The organism is Luteibacter sp., assembly GCF_009912395.1.
GTDB lineage: Bacteria > Pseudomonadota > Gammaproteobacteria > Xanthomonadales > Rhodanobacteraceae > Luteibacter.
This window is the reverse complement of sequence record NZ_WNDO01000009.1, coordinates 66,749-88,130: the sequence shown is the minus strand read 5'-3', so window position 1 is coordinate 88,130 and position 21,382 is coordinate 66,749. Positions and strand designations below refer to the sequence as shown.

Annotated in this window: 20 protein-coding genes; 13 read left to right on the top strand and 7 right to left on the bottom strand. The window is 66.6% G+C overall.

Features of this window, described 5'->3' with window-relative positions; all coding sequences use genetic code 11:
• Positions 1 to 51: 51 nt before the first annotated feature.
• Positions 52 to 288 carry a twin transmembrane helix small protein gene (locus GAK28_RS10280; RefSeq protein WP_072322441.1) on the bottom strand — a complete coding sequence of 79 codons (237 nt, stop codon included), beginning with the start codon at positions 286 to 288 and terminating at the stop codon, positions 52 to 54.
• 41 nt (positions 289 to 329) lie between these two features.
• On the opposite strand from GAK28_RS10280, the gene GAK28_RS10275 reads away from it, so the two are divergent.
• Genes GAK28_RS10275 through cyoE form a run of 4 tightly spaced genes read left to right on the top strand, consistent with a single transcriptional unit; the run spans position 330 to position 3,676 of the window.
• Positions 330 to 1,043: an SURF1 family protein gene (locus GAK28_RS10275; protein ID WP_291778168.1), complete on the top strand. Its 714-nt coding sequence runs from the start codon at positions 330 to 332 to the stop codon at positions 1,041 to 1,043.
• A gap of 16 nt (positions 1,044 to 1,059) precedes the next feature.
• Entirely contained in the window at positions 1,060 to 1,611 is a 552-nt protein-coding gene (locus GAK28_RS10270) for a hypothetical protein (protein WP_291778165.1), read from the top strand.
• Entirely contained in the window at positions 1,611 to 2,762 is a 1,152-nt protein-coding gene (locus tag GAK28_RS10265; RefSeq protein ID WP_291778163.1) for a COX15/CtaA family protein, read from the top strand. Before GAK28_RS10270 ends, GAK28_RS10265 begins: the two co-directional genes overlap by 1 nt.
• Positions 2,759 to 3,676: a heme o synthase gene (gene cyoE, locus GAK28_RS10260; RefSeq protein ID WP_291778161.1), complete on the top strand. Its 918-nt coding sequence runs from the start codon at positions 2,759 to 2,761 to the stop codon at positions 3,674 to 3,676. Before GAK28_RS10265 ends, cyoE begins: the two co-directional genes overlap by 4 nt.
• A gap of 832 nt (positions 3,677 to 4,508) precedes the next feature.
• Here the strand turns inward: cyoE and GAK28_RS10255 are convergent.
• Genes GAK28_RS10255 through hemH form a run of 3 tightly spaced genes read right to left on the bottom strand, consistent with a single transcriptional unit; the run spans position 4,509 to position 7,382 of the window.
• A complete protein-coding gene (locus GAK28_RS10255; RefSeq protein WP_291778159.1) occupies positions 4,509 to 5,432 on the bottom strand; it encodes a bile acid:sodium symporter family protein in 924 nt (307 codons plus the stop codon).
• Positions 5,432 to 6,268: an alpha/beta hydrolase gene (locus tag GAK28_RS10250; protein ID WP_291778157.1), complete on the bottom strand. Its 837-nt coding sequence runs from the start codon at positions 6,266 to 6,268 to the stop codon at positions 5,432 to 5,434. Before GAK28_RS10250 ends, GAK28_RS10255 begins: the two co-directional genes overlap by 1 nt.
• On the bottom strand, positions 6,261 to 7,382 hold the full coding sequence (hemH, locus tag GAK28_RS10245; RefSeq protein ID WP_291778359.1) for a ferrochelatase: 1,122 nt from the start codon (positions 7,380 to 7,382) through the stop codon (positions 6,261 to 6,263). The genes GAK28_RS10250 and hemH overlap by 8 nt, the downstream gene beginning before the upstream one ends.
• A 111-nt stretch (positions 7,383 to 7,493) precedes the next feature.
• Here hemH and GAK28_RS10240 point away from each other — a divergent pair, with 111 nt between their 5' ends.
• From GAK28_RS10240 to GAK28_RS10220, 5 genes are read left to right on the top strand one after another with little or no spacing between them, the layout of a single operon-like run.
• Positions 7,494 to 8,201 (top strand): lipid-binding SYLF domain-containing protein, encoded by a 708-nt coding sequence (locus GAK28_RS10240; protein ID WP_291778154.1) that lies wholly within the window; start codon positions 7,494 to 7,496, stop codon positions 8,199 to 8,201.
• Positions 8,202 to 8,256: 55 nt separating this feature from the next.
• The gene (tatA, locus tag GAK28_RS10235) at positions 8,257 to 8,490 is read left to right on the top strand and encodes a twin-arginine translocase TatA/TatE family subunit (protein ID WP_291778150.1); all 234 of its coding nucleotides are present in this window, start codon (positions 8,257 to 8,259) and stop codon (positions 8,488 to 8,490) included.
• A 13-nt stretch (positions 8,491 to 8,503) separates the two neighbouring features.
• Positions 8,504 to 8,902, top strand: a complete 399-nt coding sequence (gene tatB / locus GAK28_RS10230) for a Sec-independent protein translocase protein TatB (RefSeq protein WP_291778147.1) — start codon at positions 8,504 to 8,506, stop codon at positions 8,900 to 8,902.
• The gene (gene tatC, locus GAK28_RS10225) at positions 8,889 to 9,647 is read left to right on the top strand and encodes a twin-arginine translocase subunit TatC (protein ID WP_291778144.1); all 759 of its coding nucleotides are present in this window, start codon (positions 8,889 to 8,891) and stop codon (positions 9,645 to 9,647) included. The genes tatB and tatC overlap by 14 nt, the downstream gene beginning before the upstream one ends.
• 5 nt (positions 9,648 to 9,652) lie before the next feature.
• Positions 9,653 to 10,267 carry a hypothetical protein gene (locus GAK28_RS10220; RefSeq protein ID WP_291778141.1) on the top strand — a complete coding sequence of 205 codons (615 nt, stop codon included), beginning with the start codon at positions 9,653 to 9,655 and terminating at the stop codon, positions 10,265 to 10,267.
• A 13-nt stretch (positions 10,268 to 10,280) separates the two neighbouring features.
• Here the strand turns inward: GAK28_RS10220 and GAK28_RS10215 are convergent, their stop codons facing one another.
• Together GAK28_RS10215 and GAK28_RS10210 are read right to left on the bottom strand one after the other, a co-directional pair.
• The gene (locus tag GAK28_RS10215; RefSeq protein ID WP_291778138.1) at positions 10,281 to 11,633 is read right to left on the bottom strand and encodes a S41 family peptidase; all 1,353 of its coding nucleotides are present in this window, start codon (positions 11,631 to 11,633) and stop codon (positions 10,281 to 10,283) included.
• Between the two features lie 14 nt (positions 11,634 to 11,647).
• Positions 11,648 to 12,817 (bottom strand): peptidoglycan DD-metalloendopeptidase family protein, encoded by a 1,170-nt coding sequence (locus GAK28_RS10210; RefSeq protein WP_291778135.1) that lies wholly within the window; start codon positions 12,815 to 12,817, stop codon positions 11,648 to 11,650.
• A 308-nt stretch (positions 12,818 to 13,125) separates the two neighbouring features.
• On the opposite strand from GAK28_RS10210, the gene gltB reads away from it, so the two are divergent.
• The 4 genes from gltB (at position 13,126) to GAK28_RS10190 (ending at position 20,824) form a co-directional block, all read left to right on the top strand.
• On the top strand, positions 13,126 to 17,577 hold the full coding sequence (gltB, locus tag GAK28_RS10205; protein WP_291778132.1) for a glutamate synthase large subunit: 4,452 nt from the start codon (positions 13,126 to 13,128) through the stop codon (positions 17,575 to 17,577).
• Complete coding sequence (locus tag GAK28_RS10200) at positions 17,574 to 19,010, top strand: FAD-dependent oxidoreductase (protein ID WP_291778129.1); 1,437 nt, start codon at positions 17,574 to 17,576, stop codon at positions 19,008 to 19,010. Before gltB ends, GAK28_RS10200 begins: the two co-directional genes overlap by 4 nt.
• A gap of 154 nt (positions 19,011 to 19,164) precedes the next feature.
• Positions 19,165 to 19,929 carry an NRDE family protein gene (locus tag GAK28_RS10195; protein WP_291778127.1) on the top strand — a complete coding sequence of 255 codons (765 nt, stop codon included), beginning with the start codon at positions 19,165 to 19,167 and terminating at the stop codon, positions 19,927 to 19,929.
• A gap of 100 nt (positions 19,930 to 20,029) precedes the next feature.
• A complete protein-coding gene (locus GAK28_RS10190) occupies positions 20,030 to 20,824 on the top strand; it encodes an SDR family oxidoreductase (protein ID WP_291778124.1) in 795 nt (264 codons plus the stop codon).
• A 3-nt stretch (positions 20,825 to 20,827) separates the two neighbouring features.
• Here GAK28_RS10190 and GAK28_RS10185 read toward each other — a convergent pair whose 3' ends face one another.
• Entirely contained in the window at positions 20,828 to 21,223 is a 396-nt protein-coding gene (locus tag GAK28_RS10185; RefSeq protein ID WP_291778121.1) for a YchJ family protein, read from the bottom strand.
• Positions 21,224 to 21,382: the final 159 nt, after the last annotated feature.

Genomic DNA, 21,382 nt, shown 5'->3' with positions numbered 1-21,382 from the left:
GCGCGGCGGCACCGATTGCCGCACCGCGCCTTGGCGCCCCCTGAGGCCGCGCTAGAATTGACCGACTCCGTGCGGGTGGAGCCAGCCCATGAAGATGCCCAGCGCCACCATGGCGATGAGCAGCAGCGACAGGCCGATACGGCGGGTGAGGGCCCACACGGTGCGTTTACTCTGACCCTTGTCGGTCATCATGAAGAACAGGGCCTGTCCAAGGTTGAACAGAACCACCAGCAGCAGGATCACCAGCGCGTATTTATAGATGGTTTCCACGTGACCGTTCCGCCCCATTGCGACAATCCGAGTATAGCGGCGGCTACGAGGCTCATTGCATGAGCTTTCTGCGCCGTCCGACGTGGTTCGCTGTCGCACTGACCGTGGCGGGCGTGCTCGTGTTCGCTCGCCTGGGCCTGTGGCAGCTGGATCGCGCCTCGGAGAAGGAGGAACTGCTGCGGCGGTATGCCGCGGCGGCGTCGGCAGGTGTGGAGGAGTTCGGCCTGATTCCCGAGGTGCCGCCGCCGGACCGCTATCCGCGTCTGGCCTTGCGCGGCCACTACATCGAGGGACGCTACTACCTGCTCGACGACCAGTCGCACGGCGGCCAGGTTGGCATGCACGTCTATGTGCCGTTCACGGCCAAGGGCCACGACCGCGACGTGCTGGTGGATCTCGGCTTCCTGCCGAAGGAGGGCGGGGCTACGCCGCGCCTTCCGCCGTTGCCGGCCGGCGAGACGACGATACACGGCCTCTACGTACCACCGCCGGGTGTTGGCGTGCGGCTGGGAGGCGATCGCCTTCCCGAGCAGAAGGGGCCTGAAAAGACGATGGTCTACGTCGAGCTCAAGGATATCGCCGCGGATCTCGGGCACACGTTGTATCCGCGCGTCCTGCTGCTCGATGCGGATCCCGGCAGCATTTACGCGCGCGACTGGACGCCTGCCGTGATGCCTCCGGCGCGCCATCGCGCCTACGCTTTCCAATGGTTCACCTTCGCGCTCGCCGCGCTGGTGATTTTCGTGCTCCTGCACCGCAAACGACGACGATAAGGGACGGCCCCGATCCATGACCGAACCGAAAGCCAAGACCGGCAACGGCCGCTTCAAGCTGGTGCTCATCATGCTCGTTTTCCTCGCACCGATCGTCGCGGCGGGCCTGCTCACGCTGAGCGGCTGGCAGCCGGACGGCAAGGGCAACGGCCAGCCGATTGTGCCGCAGCGCAGCCTTGCGCAGGTGCGCGTGGACGTGGCCGGCAAATCCTGGGCCTGGCGTGACGAGGAACCGCGCCTCACGCTGGTCGTCCTGCCGGGTCCCGGTTGCGCGGCGCATTGCGTGGAGACGCTGGGGTTGATGCGCAACGCGCGCATCGTGCTCAACCGCAACGCCGACCGTCTGCGGCTGCTGTATCTGGGTGAACCGGCGGCCAACGCCACGGGCGTGATGGGCGATTACGCTGTCGGCACCGATCCGGCCGACGCCTTCGCCGAATTCCGTCCGACCCAGCCCGACAGCGTCGCCGCCGTTCTGGTCGAATCCAACGCCACCGCGCTCGCCTGGTACCCCGCCGGATTCGATCCGAACGGCTTGCGCAAGGACCTCCAGAAGGTGATCCGCTGATGTCGCCCCGTGCCGTGAAAGCCCTGCGCACCCTCGCGCTGCTCGCCGCGATCTTCGCGTTCTGCGTGGTGATGTTCGGTGCCTTCGTGCGCCTGTCCAACGCAGGCCTGTCGTGCCCCGACTGGCCCACCTGCTACGGCAAGGCCACGTGGCCGGGCCATGCGCAGGACATCGCCCAGGCGAACGAGGCGTTCCCCGATCGCCCTTACGAGACGCACAAGGCCTGGCGCGAGCAGGTGCATCGCTTCCTCGCCGGCAGCCTCGGCGTGATGGTGCTGGCGATCGCGCTGATCGCCGCGTGGCGCAGGCGCATGGCCGTGGTCGCCGTGCTGCTGGCCGCGGTGTTCGCGGCCGTCGGTGTGGTGATGTACATGCGCGGCGAGCACGTGGTGTCGTCGGTGCTGTCGGCGCTGGCCATCGCCCTGCCGCTGATCGCCGCCGCCCGGCTGGATCGTCCTGGCGCGTGGAAGGTCGGCGTGATTGCGTTGGCGGTCATCATCTTCCAGGCCATGCTCGGCATGTGGACGGTGACCCTGTTGCTGAAGCCGATCGTGGTGATGGGCCACCTGCTCGGTGGCCTCGCCACATTCGCGCTGCTGGCCTGGGCCGCGTTGCGCTGGTGGCGGGTGGGTTCGCCCGACGACCGTTACCGGGCGTTGCGCGCCCCGGTGGCGATCGGCATCGCGGTGCTGGTGTGCCAGATCGCGCTTGGTGGCTGGACCAGTTCCAACTATGCCGCGCTGGCCTGCGGCGTGGATTTTCCCAAGTGCCTTGGTCAGTGGTGGCCCGAAACCGATTTCCGCGAGGCCTTCGTGCTGTGGCGCGGTGTCGGCGTGAATTACGAAGGCGGCGTGCTCGACATGTCGGCGCGTAGCGCCATCCAGATCGCCCATCGTATCGGCGCGCTGGTGACCTTCTGCTACCTGGCGTGGCTGGCCCATAAGCTGGCCCGCGCTGGCCTGCGCCGCACGGCCATCGCCATTGGCGTGGTTCTGGTCGCCCAGGTGTTGCTGGGCATCGGCAATGTCCATCTGGGCCTGCCGCTGCCGGTGGCGACGGCGCACAATGGCGTGGCCGCCCTGCTGCTGTTTACCCTGCTCATGGCGCTCGCCCGCACGCAGCGCCTGCCCAGGTCCATGGAGTCCCTGTGAACACGTTCCGCCAGTATCTCGAACTGACCAAGCCGCGCGTCGTCGCGATGCTGGTCTTCTGCGCCGTCATCGGCATGTTTCTCGCCGTGGATTCGGACGGGCAGCGCGTACTGCCGACCTGGCATGCCGGCTTGTTCGGCGCGCTGGGCATCTGGCTGGCGTCGGCTTCGGCGGCGGCGTTCAACCACCTGATCGATCAGCGCATCGACAAGCTCATGGCGCGCACGTCGCACCGTCCGCTGGCGACGGGGCAGCTGACGTCGAAGCAGGTGTTCGTGTTCGCGATGACGCTGGGCATCCTGTCGATGCTGGTGCTGGTGTTCCTGGTGAACATGCTGACGGCGGTGCTCACGTTCTTCTCGCTGATCGGCTACGCAGTGGTGTACACCGCGTACCTCAAGCGCGCCACGCCGCAGAATATCGTGATCGGCGGCCTTGCGGGCGCCGCGCCGCCGGTGCTGGGCTGGACAGCGGTTACCGATTCGCTGCATCCGTTCGCCTTGCAGCTGCTACTGATCATCTTCGTCTGGACGCCGCCGCATTTCTGGGCGCTGGCGATCTTCCGCGTCGACGATTATTCGCGCGCGCAGGTTCCGATGCTGCCGGTGACGCATGGTGTCCGCTTCACGCGCTGGCACATCTTCTTCTACACCGTGCTGCTGTTCCTGGTGACTCTGCTGCCGTACCTGACGGGCATGAGTGGGCTGATCTACCTGTTCGGTGCGGTGGTGCTGGGGTTGGGCTTCCTCTGGTACGCGGTGCAGTTGTTCAAGTCATCGGACGATTATTTCCCGATGAAGATGTTCAACTACTCCATCATCTACCTGATGGTGCTGTTCGCGTTCTTGCTGGCGGATCACTGGCTGGTTGAGCCGCCGGTGCACTTGCCGGTGCGCTTCGATCCGATCGTGTAAAGGTTGGCTGCTACGCAGCCCATGTTTTAACGGCTTGCGCCGTGCAGCCGCTTCGTAGGTTGGGCTCGCCTGCGGCATCGCGTTCGGCGCTCAGGCATGGTCGAGTGAGCCGTCGGGCCGCCGCCGGGGCGCGCCGGCTCCGCCGTCCCTCGGGAAAGGTTGGCCGCTGCGCGGCCCGTGTTTTATGGCTGCGCCCCTTCGGGCTCGGGCAGGTGGTCGAGGTTCCTCGACTCGGCATCCTGCCTCGGCGAGGAATGGCGGTCATCCTGACCGCCACCGCTGCGCGGCCTTCTTCGACCACCTACCCTCGGCTCCTCAAGTCGCGCCCCGGCGGCGGCCCGACGGCTCTCCGAACGTTACGGTGACCTTGTAGGAGCGCGCTTGCGCGCGATGGGTGCTCGCGGCAGTCTGGCATCGCGCGCAGGCGCGCTCCTACAAAAAGACGGGATGCGATAACCGGGCGCATCGCCGTGGACACCGGCCTGCGCCGGTGCGACGAGGCGCTCCGTCGTTCCGGCGCAGGCCGGAACCCACCGCCTCGGTTTGCCAGCCATGCGGTGGCGCTGCATCGGCTTTTACGTAGGTAACGTCGTCGCGACAACCTATCGCATCGCGCTGGGTTCCAGCGTTCGCTGGAACGACGTGGGCGCGCGATCACACGTTGCCGATCACCTAGCCCGCTGCGCGGGGTCGCGCGCGAGCGCGCTCCTACAGGTCGCATACCTCGCAAATGACCTCACCGTCGTTCCAGCGAACGCTGGAACGACGTGGGGCGCGATCACACGTTGCCGATCACCTGGCCCGCTGCGCGGGGGCGCGCGCGAACGCGCTCCTACAGGGGTTTTTGCGAGGTGGGGCGGCCGGACCAGTAGCCGGCGAGCATGGATCCGGAGAGGTTGTGCCATACCGAGAACAAGGCGCCGGGAAGTGCGGCGAGTGGCGAGAAGTACAGCTTGCCCAGCGTCGCCGCGAGTCCTGAGTTCTGCATGCCGACCTCGATCGCCAGCGTGCGGCAGGTGGATTCATCGAAGCGGAACAGCTTGCCGCCCCAGTAGCCGCCGAGCAGGCCGATGCCGTTGTGCAGTACCACGGCGAGGAAGGTGACGAGTCCGACGGACGCGATCGAGGCCTGGCTGCCAGCGACGACGATGCCGATCAGCACCAGCACGCAGAGCATCGAGAAGACGGGTAGCACAGACTCGATGCGCTTCACGACGCGTCCCATCGTGTGATGCACGATGAGGCCCAGCCCGATCGGCAGCGCCACGATCTGCACGATGCTGAGCAGCATGCCGAGCGTATCGGGAGCGATGCGCGTGTCCACGTACAGGCGCGTGAGCAGGGGTGTCGCGACGACGCCGACCAGCGCGGATATCGAGGATAGCGTCACCGACAGCGCGACATCGCCTTTGGCGAGATAGATGATTACGTTCGACGCGGTGCCGCTGGCGACGCTGCCCACGAGGATCATGCCGGCAGCGAGATCGGGCGGCATGCGGAACAGCTTCGCCAGCGCCCAGGCGGCGAGTGGCATCACGAGGTAATGCAGGAACGTGCCGGCCACGACGGGTGCGGGACGTAGTAGCACGCGGCGGAAGTCGTCCACGCTGAGTGTCACGCCCATGCCGAACATCACCAGCATGAGCAACTGGCTGATCCATGGCGCGGCGGGCAGGAAGACACCCGGTGCCGCATACGCGAGCAGTGAGACGAGGATCGCCCAGAGCGGGAACAGCCGCGTGACGATGCGCAGCATCAGAACGCGGCCAGCACCCAGTCGGCGACGGCCTGCGGATGTTCCAGGTGCAGGTGGTGGCCGCCGTCCATATGGGTGACGCGGATGTCGTCGACGCAGTCGATGCGTATCTGCATGGCCTCCGGTTCCAGGTAGGGCGCATGCGGCCGGGCGAGCAGCAGCGTCGTCGGCGCGGCGAGGCCGAGCAGGAGGGCCATGACCTGGGTTTCGGCGAGCCGGATGGCCGTGGTCTTCGACAGGCGCGGATCGCTGCGCCAGCTGTGGCCGCCGATCACTTCGCGCAGGCCGCGTTCGACGATGGGACGGGCGAGCGTGGCGTCGAGGCCGCTGGCGATGGCGCGGGCACGCGCGGCTTCGTCGATGTCGGTGAACTTGCGCAGCGGTCGATTACCGGACGAAGCGATGGCCATCGCTTCACGGAAACGTTCCAGCGTTCGCGAACCGTCGTCGCCCAGTGGACCGAGGCCTTCGATCAGGGCCAGACCGCGGACGCGTTCCGGTGCGGCGACCGCCAGCATCGTCGCGACACCGGCGCCCAGCGAATGGCCCAGCAGGTGGAAGCGGGGCAAGGCGAGCGCGTCGGCGGCGGCGAGGATGGCGCGCACGTAGTCCACATGCTGGTAGACGGCGCCGGGCGGCAGGTGTTGCGAGTGGCCGTGGCCGGGCAGGTCGAGCGCGATCACGTGAAAGCGTTCGGCGAGCCGTGGCGCCAGCAGGGAGAAGCTGGCCGCGTTATCCAGCCAGCCATGGATCATCACCAGCGGCGGCGCGTCCGGTTCACCCCAGGACAGGCCGGCCAGTTCCAGGCCGGGGATCTCGAAACGCAGTTCACGCATCGGAACGCACCTGGCGTGCGTGTTCGCGCGAGGTGGCCAGCTGCGTCGCCGCCTTGGCGGCGTCGTAGCCGGCAGCGGTTTCGGGCCAGCCTTGCGTGTGCCGGGTGACGAGGTCGGCCAGCGCCTGCACATGCGCGGGTTCGGCGTTGAGGCAGGGGATGTAGCTGAGCGTCTCGCCGCCGGCTTCGCGGAAGAAGTCGGCGTTCTGCATGGCGATTTCTTCCAGCGTCTCCAGGCAGTCCACGGCGAACCCGGGGCTGATCACGTCGATGCGACGGATGCCGGTGGCGCCGAGGGTGCGCACGGTCTCGTCGGTGTATGGATGCAACCAGCGCTCGCGGCCGACCCGCGACTGGAAGCTGATCGGGGCTTCCTCGTCGGTGAGGCCGAGCGCTTCGCGGAGCAGTCGCGCAGTGGCATGGCACTGGCAGAAGTACGGATCGCCGGCATGCAGGTAGCGCTCGGGGATGCCGTGGAAGCTCATCAGCAGCTTTTCGCCGCGACCGTGGCGTTCCCAGTGGGAACGCACGCTGTCGGCCAGCGCCGCGATATAGGCCGGTTCGGCATGGTAATCGTTGACCTGGCGCAGTTCGGGCGGCCAGCGCAAGGTCTTGATCGTGTCGGCCACGGCGTCGAACACGCTGCCCGTGGAGGTGGCGGAGTACTGCGGATACAGCGGCAGCACCAGCAGGCGGCGGACGCCTTCGCGTTGCAGGCGCGCGATGGTCTCGGTGACAGCGGGACGGCCGTAGCGCATGGCGAGGGCGACGGTCACCGGGCCGGGCAGGCGGCGGTCCAGTTCGGACTGGAGGGCGGCGGCCAGCGCTTCGCTGCCGACGCGCAGGGGCGAGCCCTGCTCGGTCCAGATCCGGGCGTAGGCGTGGGCGGAGCGTTTCGGCCGCACGCGCAGGATCACGCCGTGCAGAATCGCCATCCAGAGCAGTCTTGGGTACTCGATCACCCGCGGATCGCCGAGGAACTCGGCAAGATACGGACGCACCGCGGCCGCCGTGGGCGCCTCGGGTGTACCGAGATTAACCAGCAGCACGCCAGTCCGGGCGGGAATGTCATGGGAATACCCGGCAAGGCCGGTATAGTTGGGCGTACCTGGCATCGGCTTGACGGCTGTCGCGGGGATCGCAGCAGTCTGCCACAGCGTGGTGCGGCGCCGCTCGTATCCATTGCCGCAGCCTTCGATGCCCCTCGCGACCGATAGGAGCCACTGATGACCCAACGTCTCTCCCGCCTGCTCGTTCTTGGCCTGTTGGCCATGCTGCCCGCGTTTGCGGCGCAGGCCGAATCCCGTCGGGACGAAGCCCTGAAGCAGTCCAGCGACGCGGTCCAGGTGCTCAACGACATGTTCAACACCAAGGACGGCGCCCCGGACAAGCAGCTTCCGGCCGACCTGCTGAAGAATGCCAAGGCGATCGCCGTCATTCCCAGCATGATCAAGGCGGGCCTGATCTTCGGCGGACGTCACGGTAACGGCTTGATTTCCATCAAGTCGCCGGACGGTACCTGGTCCAACCCCAATTTCATCGCCATGACCGGCGGCAGCATCGGCTTCCAGGCCGGCGTCTCGTCCACCGATGTGATCCTGGTGTTCCGCACCACGCGCGGCGTGGACAACATCGTCAACGGCAAATTCACGCTGGGCGCCGACGCCTCGGCGGCGGCGGGCCCCGTGGGCCGCACGGCTACGGCGGCCACCGACGGCCAGCTGAAGGCTGAAATCTACTCGTATTCGCGCAGCAAGGGCCTGTTCGCAGGCATCGCGCTGGACGGCGCCCGCCTGGGCATCGACGACGACTACAACGAGGCCATCTACGGCAAGGGCGTCACGGCGCGGAGAATTTTTGAAAACGGCGTTGAGAATGTACCCAACGAAGTGGTGAATTTCCGGGATAAACTGGAAGAGTACACTCAGAAGTGACGGCGCCCCCGCGTCGTCCCGTCCCACCGGCCCCTACCGGGCCTTCGAGGTTCCCATGAGCATTACCCATATCGTCCTCCTGCTGCTCGTCGTCGTGCTGATCTTCGGTACGAAGAAGCTGCGTAACATCGGCTCGGATCTGGGCGGCGCCATGCGCGACTTCAAGAAGGGCATGGACGGCGACGAGGAATCCCGTCGCGAAGGCGAGAAGCTGCGCGCGGACCCGCCGCCGGCCGCCTCGTCCACCGCCCAGCGTGAGAACGCCGAGTCGCACGACCGCACTCCTTGACCCTGGCGCCACCATGATCGAGATCAGCTTCGGCAAACTGCTGCTGCTCGGGATCGTGGCGCTCATCGTCCTCGGTCCGGAGCGCCTGCCGCACGCCGCGCGTACGGCAGGCGCCCTGCTTCGCAGGGTCCGCAACGGCTGGGACAGCGTCCGCTCCGAAGTGGAGCGCGAGATCCAGGCCGAGGAGATTCGTCGCACCCTTCGCGAGACCGCCGACAGCGCCCGCGCCACCCACGACAGCGTGCGTGACGACCTGCGTGCCGCCGGTGCGGACATGCGCCAGACGAGCGAACGCGTCCGCGACACCTTCACCGAGACCCAGGTCGCCCAGGCGACCAAGGACGAGACCCCGGCCGTGACCCACGACACGCCGCCGGAGGCGCCCAGGAACGAACCGCATGACCGCAGCTGACCCCGACCCGTCCGCCGAGGACGCCGTCGAAGAGGGCCTGTTTTCCCACCTGATCGAACTGCGCTCGCGCCTGTTGCGGGCCATCGTCGTGCTGCAGCTGGTGCTGCTGGCCCTGGTGCCGGTGGCGAACCACCTGTATGCGGAGCTGGCCAAGCCGCTGGTCGAGCGCATGCCGCAGGGCGCTCACCTGATCGCGACCGAAGTGGCCAGCCCGTTCGTCACCCCGTTGAAGCTCGCCTTCTTCGTAGCGCTGTTCATCAGCATGCCGATGATCATCTACCAGCTCTGGGCCTTCGTCAGCCCGGGCCTGTACAAGCACGAGAAGCGCCTGGCCCGGCCGCTGCTGGTAGCGTCGCTGGTGCTGTTCTATTCCGGCTGCGCCTTCGCTTATTTCGTCGTGCTGCCGGCCGCGTTCAAGTTCCTCAACGCGGTCACGCCGGACGGCGTGGCGATGATGACGGACATCACGCATTACCTCGACTTCGTGATGCTGATGTTCTTCGCCTTCGGTCTCTGCTTCGAGGTGCCGGTGGCCGTGGTGATCCTCGCGGCGATCGGCATCGTGGATGCCGAGAAACTGAGCAAGGGTCGTGGCTACGCCATCGTGGGTGCGTTCGCCATCGCGGCCTTCATTACGCCACCCGACCTGCTCTCGATGGTCATGCTCGCGGTACCGATGTGCCTGCTCTACGAGTTGGGCTTACTGGCGGTGCGATTCCTGCTCAAGCCCGGCGAGCGGACGTAGGGCCGATGACCGCGCCCCTCGGCTGGCTGGCGGTAAAGGGTAAGCCGGGCGACGCGGTGTTCGCCGAGCTGGACCTGGTCGCCCACGCCGAGACCTCGACGCATGCGAAGCGCGGCTTCGCCATCGCCTTGCCGTCCGGCTGGTTCGTGGTGGTCACCCGCTTCGCTTCGCCCCTGCTCACCGAAGACACCTTGCTGCCTTTATCGAAGGGCTGCCAGGTGATCGGCGTGCAGTACGACCCGTCCAGTACGAGTTTCGCCACCTGCTACGTCGAGGGCGAAGTGGCCTGGCATGTGGAACATGGGGCGAGCGAAAGCGATGTCCGCATCCTAGTCACCAGCGGCACGCTGCCGTCGGCCTTCGACGTGCTTCATGCGCGTTTCGAAATGGAACAAGATCTCGCCGACGAGGAAGGCCACGATGTGGACTGCTTCCTCGCGCTGCCGGTGGAACTGGCGGAGACCGTCACCGGCTTCGAGTACGACCTGGCCGCCTCAGCTTACGGATTGACCGCGTTCGATGGCTGGAAGCTTGGCCAGGAGGCCATTCCGCGTGCCGCATCGCGCCGGCTGCGCCGCCGGATGGCCCGTGCGGCGCGCCCTTGGTGGAAATTCTGGTAACCCCGTTACCCGATCACTTCCGGACGAGCGACAACCCCTTCAACACATTCAACGCCTGCGACAGCGCGTAGTCCTCAAGGGCCAGCTTCCCGTCGTCGTCGGTCGTGACGGTCTTCGCATCGTCCGCGTCCGTCTTCTCATTGGCCAGATGGTTGCGCAGCTCCGCTTCCGATCCGATCAACGACGGCCCGGTGTCGCCCTTGCTCACGGCCAGGTCGGCCAGGGCGATATCCGGCTTGATGCCTTCGGCCTGGATCGAGGTGCCATTCGGCGTGTAGTAACGCGCCGTGGTGATCTTCACCGCGTGGTCCTGGTCGAGCGGCAGCACGGTCTGCACCACGCCCTTGCCGAACGTGCGCCGACCCATGATCAGCGCGCGATGGTTGTCCTTCAGCGCACCGGAGACGATCTCGGCGGCAGAGGCCGTGCCGTTGTCGACCAGCAGCACCATCGGCGCCCCGTTGAGCAGGTCGCCCGGGTGTGCATCGAAGTTGAGGTTGGCGTCCGGCAGGCGTCCCTTGGTGCTGACGATGCCGCCGCTGTTGAGGAAGGTGTCCGCCACGCCCACGGCGCTGGTCAGCAGGCCGCCGGGGTTGGAGCGCAGATCGAGCACCGCGCCCTTGGGTGCGCCGTACTTCTTGATGTAGTCGGAGAGCTTCTTGTCCAGGTCGGTGGAGGTGTCTTCCTGGAACTGGCTCAGGCGGATGTACACGTAGCCGGGTTCGAGCTGGCGTACCTTCACACTGGTGACGTTGATGCGCTCGCGCACCAGCGGCATGTCGATGGGCTTGTCCGACTTCTCATGCAGGATGGTCAGGGTGATCTTCGAGCCCGGATCGCCGCGCAGCTTCTTGAAGGCATCGTCGATGTTCTGGCCATCGACCACCATGCCGTCGACCTTGAGGATGATGTCGCCCGGCTTGATGCCGGCGCGTGAGGCGGGCGTGTCGTCGATCGGGGCGACGATCTTCAGCGAGCCGTCCACCTGGAGCACTTCGATGCCGAGGCCGCCGTACTGGCCGGTGGTGTCCTCGTCGAGTTCGGCGAGGCCGTCCTTGTCGAGGTATTCGCTGTGCGGATCGAGGTTCTGCAGCATGCCGCTGATGGCGGCCTTCATGATGGTCTTGTTGTCGAGCTTCTCGACATAGGCCTGCTGCACGATGTGGTACACCCGCGTGAAATTGCGGATGTCGTCGAGATCGACCGCGTCGTCGGCCTGGCTTGCGACCTTGGCGGCCGTCGTCGAGGACGCGGCGGGCGCGTCCGGCTGCTTCACCGGTTTCGCCGACTGCTGCGCCTGGGCGGGAAGGGTCGCCACGGCGCCGAGAACCAGCGCGAGGGCGAGGCGAAGGGGGTGCTGACGCATGCCTTTCTCCAGGATCAATGCCGTTTGCCGAGCCAGCCGCGCGCGTCGATGGGCTTGCCGCCCTGGCGCAGCTCGAAATACGCGCCGCTGTCACCGACCGGCGCCGAGGCGGTGCCGACGGCTTCGCCGGCTTCCACCATGTCGCCCACGCCGTGCAGCAGCGTTTCGTTGTTGCCGTACATGCTCATGAAACCGTTTCCGTGGTTCACGATGATCATCATGCCGTAGCCGCGCAGGAAGTTGGCGAAGACGACGCGGCCACGCGCCACGGCCTTCACCTCGCTGCCGTGTGGCGCGACGATGATCACGCCGCTGCCATAGGCATGTACCGCACCGGAGGCGGGCCACGGCAGGTTGCCGCGCAGATTGCCCAGCGGCGCGGCGGCTGGACCGCCCTTGGGCGACGGCGCGGGTTCGGCGGCCTTGGCCGCTTCGTCGATGACCTTCTGCAGGCGGGTGACCAGGGCGTTCATGTCCTGCTCGTTCTGCTTGAGGGCGGCCATGCGCTGGGCCTGGTCCTTGTATTTGGAGTTGGCCTCGGTCACCAGTTTCTGCTGCTCGCCACGCTGCTTTTCGAGTTCCGCCGCGCGCTTGCCACGCTCGGCCCGGGTCGCCTCCAGCTTCTGCTGTTCGGCGGTGATGGCGGCTTCGACCTCCTGCAGGCGCGAAAGATCCGCGAGCAGGCCCTTGATGCGCTCGAGACGGTTTTGCTGGAAGTAGCGCGAGTAGGTCAGGGCGCGCGAGATGCGGTTCACATCCTCGTCACCCAGCAGCAACTGGAGATCGGAACCGCGGCCCAGCGTATAGGTGGCGCGGAGCAGGTCGCCCAGGGCGCCATTCTGCGCATCCAGGCCGCGCTGCATCTGGTCCTTCTGTTCGCCGAGCTGGTCGAGGTCGTGCTTGCGCTGGGCCAGCTCGGCGTCAGTGTCGCGGACGGCGCGGGCGGCCGCCGAGACCTGCTCGGCCTGTTTGGCCAGGGCGGCATTGGCGCTGTCGCGGGCGTTGGCGGTATCCCGCTGCTCCTTGGTGAGCGACTCGATGTCCTTGCGCACGGTGTCCAGCTTCTGCCGGGCCTGGTCCTGCTCGGTCCGCGCCTTGCCGTCCTGGGCGGCGAGCGCGGCCGGGAGGGGGGCGAGGGCAAGGGCGGTGGCGAGCAGGGCGGACGGGATTCGGATTGGGCGCATGGCCCGGATTATGACCCATCCCGCCGCCACCCCTGTAGGAGCGCGCTTGCGCGCGACAGGGTCGAGTCATGGGCGTCCCCTTCCCGTCCCATCGCGCAGACATGCCCCCTCAGGGGTACCTGCCACGGCCGCTTTGTAACAATTCCGTTCGATTTTCATATGGACGTCCGAATGCCTTTGACGCAGCGCCGCAATTATGTCTAAAGTGGGGCGCATGCCTATCCGCGTGTACGTGAGGTTGGCCCGTCCTGGGTCGTGGGAACACGTGCGCGCACGACCCAGCACAACCCGATGCCACGAGGAGGCGGATGGTGAAGCAAGGCAATCCGCGCCTCTATGATGAGGCGTTTGAACACGACAGCTGCGGCTTTGGTATCGTCGCGCAGATAGATGGCCATGCGAGTGCGAAGCTCGTCGATACGGCCTTCGACGCATTGGCCCGTCTTTCCCATCGTGGTGGCGTGAACGCCGACGGCGTGAGCGGCGATGGTTGCGGCGTGCTATTCCGCCGTCCGGTGGAATGGCTCCGTGCATTGGCCGGCGAATCCGGTATTTCCCTCGCCACGCATTTCGCGGCCGGCGTTGTCTTTCTCGATCCATCGGGCGACGAGACATCGGTCGCGGCGTTCGAGGACGAACTCAACGCCGTGAACCTGCGTGTAGCCGGTTGGCGCGATGTTGTCGTCAATGCCGATGCCTGCGGCCCTCTCGCGGCGGCCGCCATGCCGCGCGTGCGTCAAGTGTTCGTCGATTCGCCGGGCGATCTCTCGCCCGCCGCCTTCGAGGCAGCGCTATTTCGTGCGCGACGTCGTGCCGAGCAGCGTGCGAAGGACGATCCGCACTTCTATGTCGTATCGCTTTCGGGCGAAGTGGTGGGCTACAAGGCCATGGCCGCGCCGGGCCGCCTGCGCGATGTCTACGCCGACCTTCGGCATCCCGCGCTTGTCGCCGACGCGGTGGTCTTCCACCAGCGTTTCTCCACCAACACCTCGCCGCAGTGGCGCCTCGCGCAGCCGTTCCGGTTCCTCGCCCACAACGGCGAGATCAACACGATTCGCGCCAACCGTCGCTGGATGCAGGCACGCGGCTCGGTCATGCGCTCGGACAAGGTCGATCTGTCGGACATCGGTCCGCTGGTGCGCCAGAACGGTTCGGATTCGGAAAGCCTCGACAACGCCCTCGAAGTGCTGCTCATGGGCGGCATGGACCTCATCACCGCGATGCGCGTGCTCGTGCCGCCGGCCTACGCCGCACGCGAGGACATCGACGAGGACCTCGCGGCGTTCTACGAGTACTACGCGCTGCACAGCGAACCCTGGGACGGCCCTGCCGGCCTGGTGATGTGCGACGGTCGCTATGCCGCATGCACGCTTGACCGCAACGGCCTGCGTCCGGCGCGCTGGGCGCTGTCCGACGACAACCATCTCATCGTGGGCTCCGAAGCGGGCCTGTGGGACGTACCCTCGTCGCGCATCGTCGCCAAGGGGCGTCTCGCGCCGGGCGAAATGATCGCAGTCGACTTTCGCGAACATCGCCTGCTGCGCAATGCCGATATCGATGCGATCAATCGTGCTCGTGCACCGTATCGCGACTGGCTGCGCAACGGCGTCACCTATCTGGAATCCGACCTGATCGACCCCAGCCTCGCCGCCGAGCCGCTGCCCGCCGAGGAGCTTCGTCGCTACCAGAAGCTCTACGGTCTTTCGCGCGAGGAATGCGAGTCGGTATTGAAGGTGCTGGCCGAATCCGAGGCGGAAGCCACGGGCTCGATGGGCGACGACACGCCCATGGCGGTGCTCTCGCGGCAGATTCGTCCGCTCTACGATCGCTTCCGCCAAGGCTTCGCCCAGGTCACCAACCCGCCCATCGATCCGTTGCGCGAGCGCCTGGTGATGTCGCTGGTGACGCAGATCGGCCAGGAGCGCAACATCTTCGACCTCGGGCCGGAGAACGCGAAGCAGATCCTGCTCAACTCGCCGATCCTGTCGCAGCGCAAGCTTCGCCAGATCCTCGCCAACCCCGACTACGCCAACACGCCGCGCTTCGACCTGATGTACGGCGCAGACGAGACCCTGGAACAGGCCCTCGCCCGTATCTGCGACGACGTGGAAGCGGCCGTGCGCGGTGGCGTAACCATCGTCTTCCTGAGCGACCGCTACCCGCGCCGCGACCTGCTGCCGATCCATTCGTTGCTGGCGACCGGTGCGGTGCATGCGCGCCTCGTGGATCGCGGCCTGCGATGTCAATGCAACATCATGGTCGAGACGGCGACGCCGCGCGACCCGCATCACTTCGCCTGCCTGCTCGGTTTCGGCGCCACCGCGATCTACCCCTGGCTGGCCTACCAGAGCCTGTTCGACATGGGCCGCAGCGGTCACATCCGCAACGGCGAAGGCGCCCCCCGCGAGATCGGCCGCAACTATCGCCGCGGCATCCGCAAGGGCCTGCTGAAGATTCTTTCCAAGATGGGCATCTCGACCGTCGCCGGCTACCGTGGCGCCCAGTTGTTCGAGATCGTCGGATTGTCCCGCGACGTCGTCGACGTCTGCTTCCCTGGCACGCCTTCCCGCATCAGCGGCTCCACCTTCGCCGACCTCGAGCACGAGCAACGCTTGCTCGCCGCCGAAGCCTGGGACGAAGCGCAGTCCCTGCGCGCCGGTGGCCTCTACAAGTACGTGCACGGTGGCGAGTTCCACATGTACAACCCGGATGTCATCGCCAGCCTCCAGGTGGCGGTGCGCACGGGTGAGTGGAAGGACTACGAAACGTACGCGCACTACGTCGACGCGCGTCCGCCATCGGCCCTGCGCGACCTGCTCGTGCCGCGTGAGGACACCCCGGTGCCGCTCGACGAGGTCGAGCCGGTGGAAGCGATCCTGAAGCGTTTCGACTCGGCGGGCATGTCGCTCGGCGCGTTGTCGCCGGAAGCGCACGAGGCGCTTGCCATCGCGATGAATCGCCTGGGCGCGCGAAGCAATTCGGGCGAAGGCGGCGAAGATCCCTCGCGCTACGGCACCGACAAGGCCTCGAAGATCAAGCAGGTCGCATCCGGCCGCTTTGGCGTCACGCCGGCCTACCTGGTCAACGCCGAAGTGCTGCAGATCAAGATCGCCCAGGGCGCCAAGCCCGGCGAAGGCGGCCAGCTGCCGGGCCACAAGGTGGACGCGACCATCGCCCGCCTGCGTTACGCGAAGCCCGGTATCGGCCTCATCTCGCCGCCGCCGCATCACGATATCTATTCCATCGAAGACCTCGCCCAGCTCATCCACGACCTGAAGGAAGTGAATCCGCAGGCGTTGGTGTCGGTGAAGCTGGTGTCGCACGCGGGCGTCGGCACGGTCGCTGCCGGCGTGGTCAAGGCGGGAGCGGACCTCATCACCGTATCTGGCCACGATGGCGGTACGGGTGCGAGTCCGCTCACCTCGATCAAGTACGCGGGCACGCCGTGGGAGCTTGGCCTTGCCGAGACCCAGCAGACGCTTCGTCTCAACGACCTGCGCGGTCGCGTGCGCCTGCAGACCGATGGTGGCCTGAAGACCGGCCTCGATGTGATCAAGGCCGCGATGCTCGGCGCGGAAAGCTTCGGCTTCGGCACGGGGCCGATGGTGGCGCTGGGCTGCAAGTATCTGCGTATCTGCCACCTCAACAACTGCGCCACGGGCGTGGCGACCCAGCACCCGGTGCTCCGCCAGAATCACTTCCTCGGCCTGCCCGACATGGTGATGAACTACTTCCGCTTTGTCGCGGAGGACGTGCGTCTCCACCTCGCGCGGCTGGGCGTGCGTTCGCTCGCCGAACTGATCGGCCAGGCGGATCGCCTGGAGCGCCGCGACGGCGTGACGCCGGTGCAGGATCGACTGGACCTCTCACCGCTGGTCACCGCCGATGGCCTTGGCCAGAAGGTTGATTTCGCCTGCACCTTCGCACGCAATCCGATGCGCGATCCGGCGGCGCTCGCCAGCCGTATCTCGGCAGACACGCGCCAGGCCGTCACCGATGGACTCGGCGGTACCTTCCGCTATCCGGTGGTGAACACCGATCGTGCGATCGGTGCGCGGTTGTCCGGTGACGTGGCCCGTCGCTGGGGCGATGCCGGCATGGCCGGCAAGCCGCTCAACCTGCACCTCCACGGTTCGGCGGGGCAGAGCCTGGGCGCGTGGAATGCCGGTGGCGTTCATATCGAACTGATCGGCGAAGCCAACGATGGCGTCGGCAAAGGCATGGCGGGCGGTCGCATCGTCGTGCGTCCGCCGGACGATTCCCCGTTCCAGAGCCAGGACGCCTCGATCATCGGCAATACCTGCCTCTACGGCGCGACAGGTGGCGAACTGTTCGCCGCCGGACAGGTCGGCGAGCGGTTTGCCGTACGCAACTCCGGCGCGCTGGCAGTTGTTGAAGGCGCGGGCGACCACTGCTGCGAATACATGACCGGCGGCGTCGTCGCCGTGCTGGGCCGCACCGGACTCAACTTCGGCGCGGGCATGACCGGCGGCTTCGCCTACGTGCTCGACCTGGATCGCAATTTCGTCGATTGCTACAACCACGAACTCGTCGACATCGTGCGCATCTCGCACGAGGGCATGGAGCACTACATGCAGCACCTGCGCCAGCTCATCGCCCGCCACGCCGAACTCACGGGCAGTGCCTGGGGCCAGCGCGTGCTCGGTGATTTCCGTGGCCTGCTGCAACGCTTCTGGCTGGTGAAGCCCAAGGCTGCCAGCCTCGACGCCCTGGCCGAAGAACTGCGGAGCGCGGCATGAGCGCAAAGGACTTCCGTTTCCTCGAGGTGCCGCGGCAGACGCCGCGGACGGTGCCGATTGCCGTGCGCGTGCTCGGCTACGGCGAAATCTCCGGCGACTTCGCCTCCACGGAGGCATCGCAGCAGTCCGAGCGCTGCATCGATTGCGGCAACCCGTACTGCGAGCATGCCTGCCCGGTCCACAACTACATTCCGAACTGGCTGAAGCTGGTGCAGGACGGTCGCCTCTTCGAGGCCGCCACGCTCATGCACGAGACCAACCCGTTGCCCGAGATCTGCGGCCGTGTCTGCCCGCAGGATCGCCTATGCGAAGGTGCCTGCACCCTGGAGCAAGGCGAATTTGGCGCGGTCACCATCGGCAGCGTCGAACGCTGGGTCACCGACGAGGCGATCCGCCAGGGCTGGCGCCCTGATCTGTCGCGCGTGAAGGAAACTGGCGCGCGCGTCGCCATCGTGGGCGCGGGGCCTGCCGGCCTTGCCTGCGCCGATCGCCTGCGTCGCGCGGGCATCGCCGCCGATGTGTTCGATCGCCAGCACGAGATCGGTGGCTTGCTTACCTTCGGCATTCCGCCCTTCAAGCTCGACAAGCATGTGGTGAAGACACGTCGCATGGTGTTGGAAGGCATGGGCGTCCGTTTCCATCTTGGCGTGGACATCGGTCGCGACATCGAGTTCGATGAATTGCTCGCCGACTACGATGCCGTGTTCGTTGGCACGGGTGCCTATACCTATGTCGACGGCCAGCTCGAAGGCCGCGACCTCGTCGGTGTGCACGATGCGTTGCCCTTCCTGATCGCCAACACGGAACGCCTGCTGCGTGACGAAGCACCGTTGCCGGAGTACGACCTCGCCGGCAAGCACGTCGTCGTGCTGGGTGGCGGCGATACCGGCATGGACTGCAATCGCACCGCGATCCGTCTTGGTGCTGCGTCGGTCACTTGTGTCTATCGCCGCGACGAGCCGAGCATGCCGGGTTCGCGTCGCGAAGTCGGCTACAGCCGCGAGGAAGGTGTTCGCTTCCTGTTCCAGCGCCAGCCCATTGCACTTGTTGGCGATGCAGGCCGGGTGACATCGGTGCGCGTGGTCGAGACGCAGTTGGTGGATGACGGCGACGGGCGTCCGCGTCCACGCAATGTCGAAGGTAGCGAAACCGACCTGCGCGCCGACGTGGTGATCCAGGCCTTCGGCTTCCAGCCGAGCCCGCCGTCGTGGTGCGACGCCTTCGGCATCGCCCGCGATCGCAGCGGTCGCATCGTGACGGGTGCCGAGGGTCATCTTCCGCACCAGACCAGCCATCCGCAGGTATTCGCGGGCGGCGACAACGTGCGCGGTGCGGATCTCGTGGTGCGCGCGGTGTACGACGGTCGTGAAGCCGCCTCGTCGATCGTGCGGATGCTGGCGGCGAAGAAGTTGGGCGTGACGGTCGCCGCCTGACCTCGGCGCGATAACCGAGTGCACCGCCCTGGGTTCCTGCGAAAGCAGGAACCCAGCGCCCCGGTCTCCCAGAGGGCCGAGCCGCCCATTCGCACAACCCCACACCTCAGGCGCACAATACGGCCATGCCCCCCAAGTAAGGCCATATGTCCCCATGTGCCTGATCGCCTTTGCCTGGCGCGTCCATCCGCGCTGGCGCCTCGTGCTCGTCGGCAATCGCGACGAATTCCATGCTCGCCCCACTGCACCCTTGTCCACCTGGGACGAAGCACCGCAAATCCATGCGGGGCGCGACCTGGAAGCCGGTGGCACCTGGGTCGGCGTGGCGCCGCATGGTCGCGTTAGCGCCATCACCAACGTACGCGACCTCACGGCCGATCACAGTGGCCTGTCGCGTGGCCTTCTCGTTGCCGATTACCTCGGCTCCAACCTGACGGCGTCCGCGCATGCCGACGAACTCCTCGCCACGGCAGGCGAATACCGTCCGTTCAACCTGCTGACCTTCGACCACACGCAGGCCTTTTATCTAGGCAATCACCCCGAAGCGCGCAAACAGCAGGCTATGCCGGGCATCCACGGCCTTTCCAACGCCGACTTCAATGCGCCGTGGCCGAAGACGCGTGCGCTCGTCGGCAAGCTGGAGCAGTGGGTGTATTCCGCCGACGAGGATATCGAAGCCTTGTTCGCCATGGTTTCAGACCGGGGCCCATGGCCCGACGACGTGCTGCCGGATACGGGCATCGGCATCGAGCGCGAGCGATTCCTTTCCAGTGCTTTCATTGTCGGCGAGCACTACGGCACGCGTGCCAGCACGGTGATCCTGGTCGGTCATGACGACAGCGCGATCATCGTGGAACGCCGTTTCGGCCCCAACGGCGTGCCGGCGGGCGAGACGCGTTTCGACGTGCCGCCGGCCTGATCCTTCTCACCAAGGCAAAAGTCTTTCGCTCCGTGGACGATTGATCCGGACTGGCCGAGCCCCGACGATGGGGAAATCCACTTTTCCTTCCGGAGTTTCCATGAACATCGATCTGAGCAAGCGCAGCGCCATCGTCACCGGTTCCACGGCCGGTATCGGCCAGGCCATCGCCAAGGGCCTCGCGGCGGCGGGCGCCGCCGTGGTAATCACGGGCCGCACGCAGGCCCGTGTGGACGCCGCCATCGCGGAAATCCGCAAGGACGTTCCCGACGCGAAGCTGTCCGGCGTCGCCGCCGACCTGGGCACGGCCGAAGGTGCCGCCACCCTCATCAAGGCGGTCCCGCAGACCGATATCCTCGTGAACAACCTCGGCATCTTCGAACCGAAGGGCTTCTTCGAGATCGAGGACGCCGAATGGACGCGCTTCTTCGAAGTGAACGTCACTTCGGGTATCCGCCTGTCGCGTCATTACGCCCTGGGCATGAAGGATCGCGGCTGGGGCCGCATCCAGTTCATCTCCAGCGAATCCGCCCTGCAGATTCCGACGGAGATGATCCACTACGGCATGACCAAGACGGCGCAGCTTGCCGTCGCGCGCGGCCTGGCCGAGACCCTGGTCGGTACCGGCGTCACGGTGAACTCCGTGCTGCCTGGCCCGACCCTGTCCGAAGGCGTGAGCGAATTCTTCGGCAAGATCGCGAAGGAGCAGGGCACGTCGCTGGAAGCGGTGGAGAAGGACTTCATCGCGACCCACCGTCCGACGTCGATCATCCAGCGCCTGCTGTCGGTCGATGAAGTCGCCAATGCCTCGGTCTACCTCGCGTCGGAGCAGGCATCGGGCACGACCGGTACGGCCATGCGCGTCGACGGCGGCGTCGCCCGCCAGGTGTTCTGACCCTTAGGTCACGTCACCGTCGAGGTAGTACCAGCGTCCATCCTCGCGCACGAAGCGACTGACTTCGTGCATGCGCTGGGCGCTGCAGCCACCGATACGCATCCGCGCCACGAACTCCACGACGGCCGTGTCCGCCGTGGGGTTTTCGTGGCGTTTGACCGTCAGGCCGAGCCACACCGGCTGCGGCGACTGTGCCGCCAGGTCGAGCGAGGCTGGCCGCGCGCTCGCATGCCAGGTGGCAAGCAGATAGTCCTCCAGGCCCAGTACGTAGGCGCTATAGCGCGAGCGCATCAAGGCTTCGGCCGTGGGGGCGGGGTCGCCGGCATGCCAGCGGCCACAGCAGGCTATCGTGGTTTTCCCGCTGCCGCACGGGCAGGGGGGGCTCGTTGCCATCGTCATGCTTCAGGCCCTTCGCAAAGGGGCGAATGCTAACGCAGGTCACGTTTCCCGGGTCGGTTCCTGTCGCGGTGGGCGCAAGAACTTGCCATTCGGTCGTGCCCGCCTCTATAACAGCGGCCGGGGCATCGGGATGCTCCATGCACAGGGGATCGCTCGGCG